The sequence below is a fragment of the Bacillus sp. FSL L8-0193 genome, from assembly GCF_037976065.1.
GTDB classification, from domain to species: domain Bacteria; phylum Bacillota; class Bacilli; order Bacillales; family Bacillaceae; genus Bacillus; species Bacillus paralicheniformis.
This window is the reverse complement of the sequence record NZ_CP150261.1, coordinates 1771912-1785125: the sequence shown is the minus strand read 5'-3', so window position 1 is coordinate 1785125 and position 13214 is coordinate 1771912. Positions and strand designations below refer to the sequence as shown.

Sequence of the window (13214 nt, the reverse complement as noted above, 5' to 3'; positions counted from 1 at the left end):
TATAATCATAGATCGATTGTCTAGGTTTCGATGAGAAATCGTAAAATCCTTCTAAACATTCACACTTTTATTTTATTAAAAATATAAAATTAATAGAGGAAACGGCTTTTTTTCAAAAGTCATTCCCTCTTTTTCATTTTTTCATCAAGCGTATAGACGAATGAAAAGATCTCGGCGACGATTTCGTAAAGCGCTTCAGGAATGTGATCGTCAAGCTCCAAGTGGCGCATTAATTCGACAAGCGTCGCATCTTCCTGAATCGGAACGCCGGCTTTCTGCGCCTCTTCAATGATCTTCTCCGCCGTGTATCCCGATCCTTTGGCAACCACCTTCGGCGCCTTATCCTTCATTTCATCGTAGTGAAGCGCAACAGCTCTTCTTAATGGAACAGATTCTTCCTTCATATTTTCACATCCACTGCGCTCTCTGTAATTTGTTCAAAGCGGGCGTCCAGAAAAGGAGCAAGCTTCATGTTTTCCCGTTTTTTTGCTGTGACGCCTGACAAGCTGTAGCCCAGTTCTTTCAGATTTTCCTTTAAAGCGGGGACCAGCGGTTCAAGCAAAGGCTCCAAGTCGAATCCTGTTTCAATTGTAACCGTCATGACGTTTTGCTGGATTAAACAATCGATCACCGTCTCTTCCAAGGCCTCCAACTGAAGGTAAAACATAAGGCGGCACTGGGAAGGGTCGATCTTTCCGTCGTCCTTTTTCTGCCCTTTTAAGAAAACGGTCAAATCCTGAACGCCGTTCTTTGAAAACAAAGGGTACGACAGAAAAAGCTGGCTCTGGGCAGGCTGATCATTTTGCAAAAACAGCTGTCCGTTTAAACGGTGAAAGATTTGATCAGCTTCCTGTTTTACAGGAGCGGGAAGATCGGAAGCATGCCTCATTTCATTCAGCACGAGCTTTAAAGATTGAAGGCCCTGATCTTTGAGAACAGCGCCGTTTTCCATCGCTCTCAACAATGAGAGTTCATCTCTGACGCCTAAAAGGTCCTTGATCTTGAGGAGAACGGAAAATACATCGGCTTTATTCGTTAATGCAGGTGCTGTTTCTTTCATGATATGCTGCAATAATTCCGTCTCTTTTGGCGTAAATCCGCCCGGAACGGCCGGAGCTTGTCCTAGAGATCCGCTCGATTCAAGCGCTCTGATGACGCCTGCCGCTTCTTTTACAATATGCGTCCCGTTCGTTTCGGCTTGTGCCGCCAATTTAGCGAGCAGGTCTTTAGCTGCCGCGATTTCTGCGTTTTGCGGCTGCTGCTGAACAGCTTTTGCTTCTTGTCCTTGGGTGCCGCCGGCGTCAGCTTTTTGCAAAGGATTCCCGATTTCTGACTGAACCTGCGGCTTTAATGGCTGAACGCCCTGCAGTTCTCCTTTTTCTAGCGACCTGACGTGTTCTGCAAGCTTTTGAATCAGCCTTTCGGCATGCACCTCGGTCTCCGCTTGTAAAACAGGCAAAAGCGCCTGCTTCAGCTTTTCCATGCCTGCGGATTGCTGAGTGGCGTTCGTGATCATATCAAATGTTTTGGCAATCTGCTCGTTCAGCGGTACGGGGTTTTTGACGGCCAAAATCGAATCGAGCACGCCGGGATGGACGGGAAGTTCGCGTTTAAGAGCGAACATGACGGCATCGGCGCCTTTTTGGGCGTCAGACTTCGGCAGATTTTCAAGCCACTTGATGGCGGCTCTTAAATCGTTTTCCCTGATCGGCTGCTGCTCCTTCAGCAACGCTCCGACCAGAAAGACAGCTTCCTTCGTCCGCTTCAGAGAAAGCCCGTTCAACAGCTTAAAAGCGGCATCCTGCACTGTCTTCGGGTTTTTGTCAAACGCTTCAACGACCTGAAGGCGGCCTGTCGCTTCATCAGGCTTCTTTTCATACGAAAACCAGTAATGAGCGCCCGCTTTCAGGGGTGCCTCAAGCTTCCCCTGCCATTTCGTATTGCCGATTTGTATTTCGGCGAACTGCTCGCTGATAAAGCGGAGCACTTTGCCGAGCATCAACCTTTTCTGATCCGTCTCCGTTCCGCTGATCCGCTGGAGAGGATCAGCTTGTTCAAATTGTTTTCTTAAGCTGTTATGTACATCGTTCAGCATCATCAAAGTCATTCTTCCTCCAGAACGTTATTCATGTGCTTTAACAGGGGCGAACGATCTTCGGTGTATCGGCGACGGGCCGTATTTGGCAAGGGCATGCAGATGCTCTTTTGTTCCGTAGCCTTTATGCTTTTCAAAGCCGTAGAGAGGATACTTTGCGGCGTATTCATCCATCAGCCTGTCTCTCGTCACTTTTGCGATGCATGCGCCTGCCGCTATCGATGCGCTTTTTGCATCCCCTTTAATGATCGATGACTGCTCTGTATCGACTGCAAGCGACATGGCGTCGATTAGAAGATAATCCGGAGCGACGTCCAGCGCTTGGACCGCTTTCAGCATCGCCGCTTTCGAGGCTTCATAAATATTCAGCTCATCGATCTCATCAGCGTCAGCGATCCCGACGCCGACTGCTGCGGCTTCTTCCATAATGTATGAATAATAGTCTTCTCTTTTTTGCTTTGACAGTTTTTTCGAATCTGTCAGCCCTAATATTTCACAGTCTTCTTTGAGGATGACAGCGGCGGCAACAACAGGCCCTGCGAGAGGCCCTCTGCCCGCCTCGTCGATTCCGGCGATATATTGATAGCCCCGCGCTCTCAGCGACCGTTCGAAAGACGTCATCACCTGCCACTCTTCCCGCATGGCCGAAAGCCTTTTATTTTTCTTCAGCCAGGCGTCGACAAGCGCTTGGACGCTTTTCCGCCCATCATTTTTGCACTGCTCTATAAAAGGGTCTTTTTCATCACTCACCGATTGAAGATGTTCTTTAATTTCTTTGACGGTTAATGTTTTCACTTTCTCTTCTCCCCTAATGTTCTTATCGGCGCATCTCCTGCAAAAATAAAGGCCCGCTCTTTTAAAAGCGCGCCTTTTTACATATCCTCCGGCTTTTCAAAAGAAAGCGGACCGAACTTTTCGGTGCGGATATCGCGGATGATGACTTCTGTCGTCTTGTCGTAATTGATCTCGCCTCCGGCCATGAGACAGCCGCGTTTTTTTCCGATCTCATCAAAAAGCGCTGCAATCTCTTCTGGAATCTCTTCCAGATCATAGCGCTTTTTTAAGCGCTCAGGGTAATTCTCTTCCAAAAAGCGCAAACCGTAGACGGCGACATCCTGCAAGTTGATAATCGAATCTTTAATTGCACCTGTTGCCGCAAGCCTCAGCCCGACAAGCTCGTCCTCAAACTTCGGCCATAAAATCCCCGGGGTATCGAGAAGCTCGAGCTCTTTTCCGACCTTCACCCACTGCTGCGCCGTTGTGATCCCGGGTCTGTCGCCCGTTTTGGCGATGTTTTTTTTCGCCAGCCGGTTGATTAAAGTCGATTTGCCGACGTTCGGAATGCCGACGATCAACGCTCTGATCGCGCGCGGCTTTACACCTTTTGCTTTCATTTTATCAAACTTTTCTTTCAGCAGCTCTTTTGAAGCGGGAAGAATTTGATTGAGCCCCTGTCCGTTGACCGAGTTGATGGCGAGAGAAGGAATCCCGTCTTTTTCAAAGTGCTGCTTCCAAGCCTTCGTCACGGAGGAGTCCGCTTTATCCGCCTTGTTGAGCAGCATGATCCTCGGTTTGTTTTTTAAAATCTCTTCAATCATCGGGTTTCTTGAAGACATCGGAATTCTGGCGTCGACCAGTTCGTATACAATGTCGATCAGCTTGAGTTTCTCCGTTACTTCCCGCCTCGCTTTGGCCATATGCCCTGGGAACCATTGGATCACCATTTGTCTGACACCTACTTTCTGTTATTGCTATTCTTTTAATGGTGCGGTGCATTTATACTTGTTTGACAAAAAAAGAGCTTGTTATGGTTAACAAGCTCTTTTCGTTCGTTATCTTTATCGTCTGATTTCTTTAATACGAGCCGCTTTTCCACGAAGTTCGCGCAGGTAATAAAGTTTCGCACGGCGTACTTTACCATGACGGACAACTTCGATTTTCGCGATTTTCGGTGTGTGCAATGGGAATGTACGCTCAACTCCGACACCGTAAGAAATCTTACGAACTGTGAAAGTTTCGCTGATTCCGCCACCACGACGCTTAATCACGACACCTTCAAAAACCTGGATACGCTCACGGTTACCCTCGACAACTTTAACGTGTACACGTAAAGTATCACCAGGACGGAACGCAGGCAAATCAGTGCGCAATTGTTCTTTTGTGATATCTTCAATCAATTTTTGCATCGTCTTCAACTCCTTCCAACAGATGCTCTTGCGCGAGTTAACCGGCACAGCGGAACATCGTTTTCAAACTTAAACGAGCGTTCCCGTTCAAGTCACAAGTAGTATCATACCACACCTTTTTTCCGGGTGCAATAGAATCTACCGGTTTTTCCATTCAGAAATCCATTTTCGCTCTTCTTCAGATAAAGGATAGTTTTCCAGAAGGTCGGGCCGCCTTAAAAAAGTGCGCCTGAGAGACTCCTTCCGCCGCCATTCTTTGATTTTCGCATGGTTCCCGGATGTCAGAACGTCCGGCACCTTCAGGCCTTTATAATCTGCCGGCCGCGTATAATGAGGGTGTTCAAGAAGCCCCGTGCTGAAAGAGTCTTCAAGGTGCGATTCTTCCTTGCCGAGCACGCCCGGCAAAAGCCGCACAACACTGTCTGCGATCATCATCGCCGGCAGCTCTCCCCCTGTCAAAACGAAATCTCCGATCGAAATTTCGTCTGTAGACAGGTGCTCTCTGATCCGCTCATCATACCCTTCATAATGCCCGCAAATGAACATTAAATGCTCTTCCTGCGCCAGTTCTTCAGCCTTCTGTTGGGTATAGCGTTCCCCTTGGGGGCAGACGAGGATGATTCTCGGAGACCCTTCGGCTTCAGCTGTCAGCTTTTCGACCGCATCAAAGACAGGCTGCGGTTTCAGCACCATTCCTGCTCCCCCGCCGTATGGATAATCATCAACGGTTTGATGCTTGTTGTCGGAAAAGGCCCGAAAGTTCACCACGCGAAAGTGGACAGCGTCCTTATCCTGAGCTTTTTGCAGGATCGACGAGCCGAGCACACCTTCAAACATTTCCGGAAAAAGCGTTAAAAAATCGATTTTCATTCGTCAAGTAACCCTTCCATGATATGAATCTTGATCGTTTGATCCGCCACATTAATCTCTTTGACAACGGCGTCGATATAAGGGATAAGCGCGTCTTTCTTTCCCGGTCTGGCCACGACCCAGACATCGTTGGCGCCCGGCGTTAAAATTTCTTTGACCTTGCCGATTAAATCCCCGTCTTCCGAAAAAACATCGCAGCCGATGATTTCGTGAAAGTAGTACTCGTCTTCCGCCAACTGGCTTAATTGGTCTTCGGGAACTTTAATCAAGGCATTCTTTAATTTTTCGGCTTCGGTGAGCGTTTCAACCTCTTTAAACTGCAAAAGGTGGAACTGTTTATGAAGCCTGTGGGCGCTGACGGTCACCTTGACAGGCTCGTCTGTTCCTTCACGGAACAAGTAGAGAGCGTTTCCGGGCTTGTACCGTTCCTCAGGAAAATCGGTTCTTGAAATGACGCGGACTTCGCCTTTTACCCCATGAGTATTAACAATTTTCCCTACATTAAACCATTGTTTCAGCATTTCTTCACCTCGGACGAATTTCAATGACGATCCCGTCTTTAATCACGATTGTTTTTCCCGTCGTCATATCATGCCAATTATCCCCGACTTCAATGTCCATTAAAGCGTCGATTTCTTTTTCCTTTACTTCGCTGCCAAGCGGCAGTGTATGGATTTGATTGATTTGAAAAACGATCATTTTAATCTTGTCCTGACGTTTTTCAATTTCTTTTTTAAATGATTCAGTCGCTGCCGGATTGTGGTGTTCCTTTTCGTGCTTCCTGAGCTGAAAATAGAGCTGGTTGCATTCGCGCTCAAGGATTTCCTTTCGTTCTTCAAAAGAAGCCAGCAGCTTTTTTTTGCTGTTTTCAGTCAAAACCTGCATAACGGTAACACGTTGGATAATTTGCATGGCATCATCACCTACTGTCCCGTGATTTTTCCTTTCCCTGAAATCCGGCAGCCTGGCATAAGCTGACAATCGGAATCGTTCATCTGTTTCTATTTTTCTTACATGTTAAAAAAGGGGGAGGTTTTCACCCTCTCCCCTTAGTCTGCGATCTCAAGTTGAACTTTCTTAGAAGACTGTGCGCCTGCCGCAAATACGACAGAGCGTATCGCCCTTGCAGTGCGCCCTTTTTTGCCGATGATCTTGCCGGTATCCTCTCTGTTGACAGACAAGCGGAACATCGTCCGCTCTGGATTTTCCTCTCTGAAAACCTGAACGTCATCCGGATGATCCACAAGCGGTTTGACCAGTGATACAATCAGCTCTTCCAAGTGCAGATCACTCATTATTTGCTTTGTTTAGCGTTGTGGAATTTTTCCATAATGCCTTCTTTAGAGAACAGGTTGCGAACCGTGTCAGACGGTTTAGCTCCTGTTTGAAGCCATTTAAGCGCAAGCTCTTCGTCAATTTTGACTTCCGCTGGTTTTGCAACCGGGTTGTAAGTTCCGACTGTTTCGATGAAACGGCCGTCACGCGGTGAACGAGAATCTGCTACAACAATACGATAGAAAGGAGATTTTTTTGCTCCCATACGTTTTAAACGAATTTTTACTGCCATTTTACTAGCACCTCCGAAAATATTTCAACAAGATAGTATATTAACAATGATAAAAGTGTTTGTAAAGTGTTTTTTCTTAACAACGTTTTTATCATCTGAAAACAGGTTTACATGAAGGGCAGTTTAAACCCTTTTTTCTTGCCTTTTGTCATGTTTGTCATCTGTTTCATCATTTTTTTCATTTCTTCAAATTGCTTTAAAAGACGGTTGACTTCCTGTACGGATGTCCCGCTTCCTTTCGCAATCCGTTTGCGCCTGCTTGCATTGATGATCTCAGGCTGCTCTTTTTCCTTCCCGGTCATCGACTTGATGATGGCTTCGATATGGCTGAGCTGTTTTTCATCAACTTTAACGTTTTTTAAGCCTTTCATTTTGCCTGCGCCGGGCATCATTTGAATCAGATCTTCAAGCGGCCCCATATTGCGGACCTGTCCGAGCTGTTCCAAAAAGTCGTCGAGCGTAAAGCTCATATTTTTCATTTTTTGCTCGAGTTCTTTCGCCTTTTCTTCGTCTACGTTGGCCTGGGCTTTCTCGATAAGGGTGAGCACATCGCCCATTCCGAGAATTCGCGAGGCCATCCGTTCGGGATGAAACGGCTCCAGCGCATCAAGCTTTTCGCCCATTCCGGCAAATTTGATCGGCGTGTTGGTCACGGCGCGGATCGACAAGGCCGCCCCGCCTCTTGTATCACCGTCAAGCTTCGTCAGAATGACACCCGTCACACCGAGCTGTTCGTTGAAGCTTTTGGCAACATTTACCGCATCTTGACCCGTCATGGAATCAACGACAAGGAAAATCTCTTCCGGCTGAGCTGTTTCTTTTACCTGCTCAAGCTCATCCATCAGGTCTTCATCAATGTGAAGGCGTCCCGCCGTATCGATGAGAACGTAGTCATGATGATCTTCTTTCGCCTTTTCGATGGCCTGCTTGGCAATCTCAACCGGACTGACCTTGTCACCCAGTGAAAATACCGGCATATCGAGCTGTTTGCCGAGCGTTTCCAGCTGTTTGATCGCCGCCGGGCGGTAGATGTCTGCTGCCACGAGCAGCGGATTGCGGTTATGTTTTTTGCGAAGCAGGTTGGCGAGCTTTCCGGTCGACGTCGTTTTACCGGCCCCTTGCAGACCGACCATCATGATGACGGTCGGCGGACGCTTTGCAGCGGCAATCTTGCTTTCCTCGCCGCCCATCAGCTCCGTCAGTTCTTCTTTTACCACTTTAATGACCTGCTGTCCGGGCGTCAGGCTTTTCATGACGTCTTGTCCGACAGCTCGTTCGCTTACCTTTTTCACAAAATCTTTCACGACTTTAAAATTGACGTCCGCTTCAAGGAGCGCTAAACGGACTTCGCGCATCATGTCTTTGACGTCTTGCTCCGTTACTTTTCCTTTTCCGCGGATTTTTGAGATCGTTTGCTGCAGTCGGTCGGCTAATCCTTCGAATGCCATATTAAGTGCCGCCTCCTAATCTAATTTCTCAAGCGCGTCGATCAGGGATTCCGCTTCGGGCTGACCGTCAGTCAGCTTTCTCAGCTCTTCAAAAATCTTATTGCGCTCTTGAAATTTTTTAAACAAAAGTAGCTTTTCTTCATATTGCTCAAGCATGGCTTCGGTCCGCTTGATATTGTCATAGACCGCTTGCCTTGAGACATGATATTCTTCAGCTATTTCGCCAAGGGAGAAATCGTCTAAGTAGTAAAGCGACATGTAGCTTTTTTGTTTTGATGTCAACAACGACTGATAGAAATCGAATAGGTAATTCATTCTCGTTGTTTTTTCAAGCGTCATGAGACTCTCCCCTTTGTTAAGTCAAATCCCTTTACGATACATTAGTTTACGCTGAAATATTTGATCTGTCAAGTTTTTATCTTGTCATACATGACGGCGAAAAAGAAAACCCCGGCGAAGGGGTTTTCCGCGCCTACTCTTCTTTCTCGATCAGATCGGAAAACAGGCCGTATACATATGACTCTGCTTCAAACGGCTGCAGGTCATCCATTTTTTCTCCCAGTCCGACAAACTTGACCGGAATCTGGAGCTCGTGGCGGATGGCGAGGACGATGCCGCCTTTTGCCGTTCCGTCCAGCTTCGTCAGCACGATGCCGGAGACATCAGTCGCTTTGGAAAATTCGCGCGCCTGTGTCATCGCGTTCTGTCCTGTCGTCGCATCCAGTACGAGCAGCACTTCATGAGGTGCATCAGGCACTTCGCGCTGAATCACGCGCTTTACCTTTTCGAGTTCTTTCATTAAGTTCACTTTATTTTGGAGACGTCCTGCCGTGTCGCAAAGCAGAACATCGGCGCCGCGCGCTTTCGCGGCTTGAACGGCGTCATAGATAACGGCCGCAGGGTCCGAGCCTTCAGCCTGTTTGACGACATGCGCGCCGACGCGCTCTCCCCACACTTCAAGCTGATCGATCGCGCCGGCTCTGAATGTATCTCCGGCAGCAAGGACGACATTTTTGCCTTCTTTGATGAATTGATGGGCAAGCTTGCCGATCGTCGTCGTTTTGCCGACGCCGTTTACGCCGACGAATAAAATGATGTTTAAGCGGCCGTCTTCGACGCGGAGCTCTGCTGCTTCCTGCTCCCCGCCTTCATAGATTTCGACGAGCTTTTCAGAAATGACGGACTGAACCTCTTTCGGGTCCTGAATATTTCTTCGTTTGACCTCGCTTTTCAGTTCGTCAATCAGCTCCATCACCGTTGAAACGCCGACATCAGCGCTGATCAGAACCTCTTCAAGCTCTTCAAAAAAATCCTCGTCCACTTTCCGGTAGCGGGAGACAAGCTCATTGACCCGCTCCTGAAACGTATTTCTCGTTTTCGCCAGGCCTTCTTTAAATTTGCCTGAAACCGAATCGGTCTGCTGTGTGATTTTTTCTTTCAGTTTTTTAAAAAAGCTCATGTCCTGTAACCTCGCTTTATTGAACTAGTTCTTTTGTTTCTTCAAGCTTGACTGAGACCAGCTTGGAAACGCCTGATTCCTGCATCGTCACGCCGTAAAGAACATCGGCTTCTTCCATCGTTCCTTTTCGGTGGGTGATGACGATAAACTGGGTTTCATGGCTGTATTTTTTCAAGTATTGGGCAAAGCGGAACACGTTCGCTTCGTCAAGCGCCGCCTCGACTTCATCCAGCACGCAGAACGGAACCGGTCTGACTTTGAGGATCGAAAACAGGAGCGCGATCGCCGTCAAGGCCCGTTCCCCGCCGGAAAGCAGGCTCAGGTTCTGCAGCTTTTTGCCCGGAGGCTGAGCGATAATATCGACGCCCGATTGGAGCAGGTCATTCGGATCTGTCAGCTTGAGTTCGGCTCTTCCGCCGCCGAACAGCGCCCGGAAGACGTCTTCGAAATGAGAACTGATCTGTGCAAATGTTTCCGCAAAACGCTTCGTCATTTCCTCATCCATTTCCTCGATAACCTTAAAGAGCGTATTTTTCGCTTCGAGCAGGTCGTCTTTCTGTTCCGAGAGGAAGAGGTAGCGTTCATTGACCCTTTCGAATTCCTCAATGCTGCCGAGGTTCACCGTTCCCAGCTCTTCGATTGCAAGCTTGATCAGCTTGACGCGCTTCCTCGCCTCTTCAGGGGAAAGCTCCAAAGGATATTTTTCCCTCGCCCCTTCAAATGAAAGTCCATACTCTTCCCGCAGGAAAGAGAGCAGGTTGTCGAGTTCGACTTCCATGCGGCCGAGCTTGACTTCTTCGTCTTTTAAGAGGCCTGCCATCTGCTTATACTGGCGCTTCATTTCTTTCAGTTCCAGCTCTTCGGTTTCAAGGCCTTTTTGCAGTTTCATCCGCTGCTCTCTTCTTGATGCGATAAGCTCTGCGGTTTTATTTTTGTCGTTCAGCTTCTTTTTCGCAGCTTCTTCAAGTTTTTCCTCCCCGGAAGTATTGGAGGACATTTCTGTCGTCAAGAAAGAGAGATCCTCTTCGGCAATTTTGAGCGCTTCCGCATTCTCGGCATACTCTTCTTCAAGCCTTGCGAGCTTTTCCCGTTCATTCGCACACGACTGTTCGGTTTTCGCCAGCACCACTTTCAAATCGGTCAGCTCGCTTTGCAGCGCTTCTTTCGTCGAGGTCTGTGTCTGTTTCCGCTCCGTCATGGCTTCGATTTCGGAATCGAGGCGCTTCAGCCCGCCGGCGATCGATGTGAGCTTTTCTTCAAGCTCTTTTTTACGCCGTTTCTTGTCTTCGTCCCCTTCGAGCAGAGCCGATTTTTCCTGGTCGTAGAGCTCCAAATGGCTGTTGACGTTTTTCTCGGCGATTTCGAGTTCGTACAGACGCCCTTTGATTTCCTGTTGCTCGGTTCTTAAGCCTTCCCCGTCCTCGCGGAGTGACTGAAGTTTGGCATCAAGCTCTTGCATCGTCTGCTTCAGGGCTTTCACTTCTTTTTCGAGCAATTCGGTTTTCTCTTCCATCTCGGCGAGACGTTTTGTCTGGGCTTCCAGCTCCCTGTTGCGTCCCAGAAGCGAGCTGCTTTTTTTCTTAACGGCTCCTCCCGTCATTGAACCGCCCGGATTGACGACATCCCCTTCAAGGGTGACGATCCGGTATCTGTGGCCGAGCCGTTTGGCAAGATCGTTGGCGCCTTTTAAATGCTCGGTGATCAGCACGGTGCCAAGCAGGTTTTGCACGACGGTCCGGTAGGCCGGATCAAACGAAACAAGCTCGCTGGCGATGCCGATGAACGACGGATTTTCTTTCGCCGCTTCGATGTCTCGCGACTGAATGCGGCGCTCTTTGATGACGGAAAGCGGGAGAAAGGTCGCCCTTCCGAACGAATGCTTTTTCAAATATTGAATCGCCCGTCTGGCGGCGTCTTCATCGTCAGTGACAACATGTTGGGCCGTTGCGCCGAGCGCGATTTCAATCGCTGTTTCATACCGCTCGTCCGTCTTTAACAGCTCTGCAATCGCACCGCGAATGCCCGGAAGCTCGCTCTTGGCCTTTAATACTTCTTTGACGCCTTGATAAAACCCTGAGAAGTCCTCCTGCATCGCTTCAAGCATTTCCTTTTTGGAGCGCGCCTGCTGAACGTATTGATAAGCTTGGTAAAGGGCGGATTCCTTTTTCTCGTACTGGCTTTTTTTCTGTTCATAGCTTTTTTGCGCGTCCCTGAATGCTTGAATCTGGCTGTGAAGGCGCTCGTCGACGAGGCTGAATTCGTGTTCGGTTTTCATCTTTCGGTCGGCGATTTCCTTCCGCTCGCTTAAATATTTTTCATTGTTTTGCGCGAGTCGTTTTTGCTGCGCCGCGGATTGGGACATTTGGTCTTCAAGAAATTGAAGCTCGTTTCGGACGGATGCCTGTTCGTTCAAGAGCTCGAAATAATCGCTTTTCAGCTGTTCGATTTCTTCTTCTACATTTTCGCTGTATCCGGATAGAGCCTGATTCTTTTCTTTCACCTTTCGGGCAAGCTCTTTTGCTTCGGCCTCGAGCTTTTCAAACACAAGCTTCTGCGCGGCGATTTTTTCTTTCAGGCTTCGCTCTTTTTCACTGCGCTGGACGAGCGCTTCTTCAAGCTGAGCTCTGTTTTGCGTCGCGTTTTTTTTGCGTTCCTTCAGCACTTCTTTCCGGCCTTCAAGCTTCTCCAGTTCCTCGCTTGTCAAAAGCAGCACTTGCTGAAGCTCATCGACCGATTCGTCGAGCGCTTGAATTTTGTCTCTTGCCTCTTCGATTTTGGCTTCCTTTGCCTGGATGGCCGCAGACGAAGACATCTCTTCGTCTTTCGCCTTTTCGACTTTCTGCTGAAGGGCTTCCCATTTTCCGTGAAGCTCTTCGATATCATACGCCGTTAACGCGATTTCGATTTTTTCAAGCTCATCCTTTTTTTCAAGGTAGTCTTTGGCGATCGAAGCCTGCACTTTCAGCGGCTCCACCTGCCCCTCGAGCTCGTGGAGGATGTCTTCGACACGGTTCAAATTGTCCTGTGTCTCAAACAGCTTGTTTTCGGCTTTTTTCTTTCTCGTTTTGTATTTTAATACGCCGGCCGCTTCTTCAAAGATGCTTCTCCGCTCTTCAGCCTTGCTGCTTAAAATCTCTTCGACTTTGCCTTGGCTGATGATGGAAAACGCTTCTTTTCCAAGCCCCGAATCCATAAAAAGATCAATGATATCTTTCAGACGGCACGGCTGGTTGTTGATGAGAAATTCGCTTTCCCCAGATCTGTAGACTCTTCTCGTCACACTGACTTCGTGAAAATCGATCGGCAAAAAGCGGTCGTCATTGTCAAGCGTCAGCGTCACTTCGGCAAGATTCAGCTTTTTCCGCGAATCGCTGCCTGCAAAAATGATGTCTTCCATTTTACCGCCTCTGAGCGATTTGGCGGACTGTTCACCGAGCACCCAGCGGATCGCGTCGGTAATGTTGCTTTTTCCGCTGCCGTTCGGACCGACGACAGCTGTCACGCCTTTTACAAAATCTACAGAAATTCGTTCTGCAAACGATTTAAATCCTATCACGTCTAAACGTTTGAGGAACATGGTGATCCTCCT

14 protein-coding genes are annotated in these 13214 nt (G+C 48.3%); all 14 read right to left on the bottom strand.

Annotated features, from left to right (window positions below; genetic code table 11):
- Positions 1-119 precede the first annotated feature (119 nt).
- The gene (locus tag MHH76_RS09015) at positions 120-404 is read right to left on the bottom strand and encodes a FlhB-like flagellar biosynthesis protein (RefSeq protein ID WP_025811381.1); all 285 of its coding nucleotides are present in this window, start codon (positions 402-404) and stop codon (positions 120-122) included.
- Entirely contained in the window at positions 401-2098 is a 1698-nt protein-coding gene (locus tag MHH76_RS09010; RefSeq protein ID WP_033155131.1) for a hypothetical protein, read from the bottom strand. Before MHH76_RS09010 ends, MHH76_RS09015 begins: the two co-directional genes overlap by 4 nt.
- 24 nt (positions 2099-2122) lie before the next feature.
- Positions 2123-2890 (bottom strand): ribonuclease HII, encoded by a 768-nt coding sequence (locus MHH76_RS09005; RefSeq protein ID WP_025811379.1) that lies wholly within the window; start codon positions 2888-2890, stop codon positions 2123-2125.
- A gap of 77 nt (positions 2891-2967) precedes the next feature.
- The gene (ylqF, locus tag MHH76_RS09000) at positions 2968-3819 is read right to left on the bottom strand and encodes a ribosome biogenesis GTPase YlqF (protein ID WP_020451374.1); all 852 of its coding nucleotides are present in this window, start codon (positions 3817-3819) and stop codon (positions 2968-2970) included.
- A gap of 114 nt (positions 3820-3933) precedes the next feature.
- Positions 3934-4281: a 50S ribosomal protein L19 gene (gene rplS / locus MHH76_RS08995; protein WP_020451373.1), complete on the bottom strand. Its 348-nt coding sequence runs from the start codon at positions 4279-4281 to the stop codon at positions 3934-3936.
- 138 nt (positions 4282-4419) lie between these two features.
- Positions 4420-5151, bottom strand: coding sequence for a tRNA (guanosine(37)-N1)-methyltransferase TrmD (gene trmD, locus MHH76_RS08990; RefSeq protein ID WP_020451372.1), 732 nt, complete (start codon positions 5149-5151; stop codon positions 4420-4422).
- Positions 5148-5672, bottom strand: a complete 525-nt coding sequence (gene rimM / locus MHH76_RS08985) for a ribosome maturation factor RimM (RefSeq protein ID WP_020451371.1) — start codon at positions 5670-5672, stop codon at positions 5148-5150. Before rimM ends, trmD begins: the two co-directional genes overlap by 4 nt.
- A 4-nt stretch (positions 5673-5676) precedes the next feature.
- The gene (locus tag MHH76_RS08980) at positions 5677-6063 is read right to left on the bottom strand and encodes a YlqD family protein (RefSeq protein ID WP_020451370.1); all 387 of its coding nucleotides are present in this window, start codon (positions 6061-6063) and stop codon (positions 5677-5679) included.
- Between the two features lie 137 nt (positions 6064-6200).
- Complete coding sequence (locus MHH76_RS08975) at positions 6201-6446, bottom strand: KH domain-containing protein (protein ID WP_023857213.1); 246 nt, start codon at positions 6444-6446, stop codon at positions 6201-6203.
- On the bottom strand, positions 6446-6718 hold the full coding sequence (gene rpsP / locus MHH76_RS08970) for a 30S ribosomal protein S16 (RefSeq protein ID WP_006638197.1): 273 nt from the start codon (positions 6716-6718) through the stop codon (positions 6446-6448). The genes MHH76_RS08975 and rpsP overlap by 1 nt, the downstream gene beginning before the upstream one ends.
- Before the next feature lie 107 nt (positions 6719-6825).
- Positions 6826-8166 carry a signal recognition particle protein gene (ffh, locus tag MHH76_RS08965; protein ID WP_020451368.1) on the bottom strand — a complete coding sequence of 447 codons (1341 nt, stop codon included), beginning with the start codon at positions 8164-8166 and terminating at the stop codon, positions 6826-6828.
- Between the two features lie 15 nt (positions 8167-8181).
- Positions 8182-8505 (bottom strand): putative DNA-binding protein, encoded by a 324-nt coding sequence (locus MHH76_RS08960; protein WP_020451367.1) that lies wholly within the window; start codon positions 8503-8505, stop codon positions 8182-8184.
- Positions 8506-8638: 133 nt separating this feature from the next.
- Positions 8639-9625 carry a signal recognition particle-docking protein FtsY gene (gene ftsY / locus MHH76_RS08955; protein ID WP_020451366.1) on the bottom strand — a complete coding sequence of 329 codons (987 nt, stop codon included), beginning with the start codon at positions 9623-9625 and terminating at the stop codon, positions 8639-8641.
- A 16-nt stretch (positions 9626-9641) separates the two neighbouring features.
- Complete coding sequence (gene smc, locus MHH76_RS08950) at positions 9642-13202, bottom strand: chromosome segregation protein SMC (protein WP_023857215.1); 3561 nt, start codon at positions 13200-13202, stop codon at positions 9642-9644.
- Positions 13203-13214: the final 12 nt, after the last annotated feature.

Bases quoted from the DNA above. Each gene is read 5' to 3' on its own strand.
- ftsY (WP_020451366.1), bottom strand. From the start codon at position 9,625: ATGAGCTTTTTTAAAAAACTGAAAGAAAAAATCACACAGCAGACCGAT.
- rplS (WP_020451373.1), bottom strand. From the start codon at position 4,281: ATGCAAAAATTGATTGAAGATATCACAAAAGAACAATTGCGCACTGAT.
- MHH76_RS08960 (WP_020451367.1), bottom strand. From the start codon at position 8,505: ATGACGCTTGAAAAAACAACGAGAATGAATTACCTATTCGATTTCTAT.
- ylqF (WP_020451374.1), bottom strand. From the start codon at position 3,819: ATGGTGATCCAATGGTTCCCAGGGCATATGGCCAAAGCGAGGCGGGAA.
- MHH76_RS08980 (WP_020451370.1), bottom strand. From the start codon at position 6,063: ATGCAAATTATCCAACGTGTTACCGTTATGCAGGTTTTGACTGAAAAC.
- MHH76_RS09015 (WP_025811381.1), bottom strand. From the start codon at position 404: ATGAAGGAAGAATCTGTTCCATTAAGAAGAGCTGTTGCGCTTCACTAC.
- MHH76_RS08975 (WP_023857213.1), bottom strand. From the start codon at position 6,446: ATGAGTGATCTGCACTTGGAAGAGCTGATTGTATCACTGGTCAAACCG.
- rimM (WP_020451371.1), bottom strand. From the start codon at position 5,672: ATGCTGAAACAATGGTTTAATGTAGGGAAAATTGTTAATACTCATGGG.
- rpsP (WP_006638197.1), bottom strand. From the start codon at position 6,718: ATGGCAGTAAAAATTCGTTTAAAACGTATGGGAGCAAAAAAATCTCCT.
- ffh (WP_020451368.1), bottom strand. From the start codon at position 8,166: ATGGCATTCGAAGGATTAGCCGACCGACTGCAGCAAACGATCTCAAAA.
- MHH76_RS09010 (WP_033155131.1), bottom strand. From the start codon at position 2,098: ATGATGCTGAACGATGTACATAACAGCTTAAGAAAACAATTTGAACAA.
- trmD (WP_020451372.1), bottom strand. From the start codon at position 5,151: ATGAAAATCGATTTTTTAACGCTTTTTCCGGAAATGTTTGAAGGTGTG.
- smc (WP_023857215.1), bottom strand. From the start codon at position 13,202: ATGTTCCTCAAACGTTTAGACGTGATAGGATTTAAATCGTTTGCAGAA.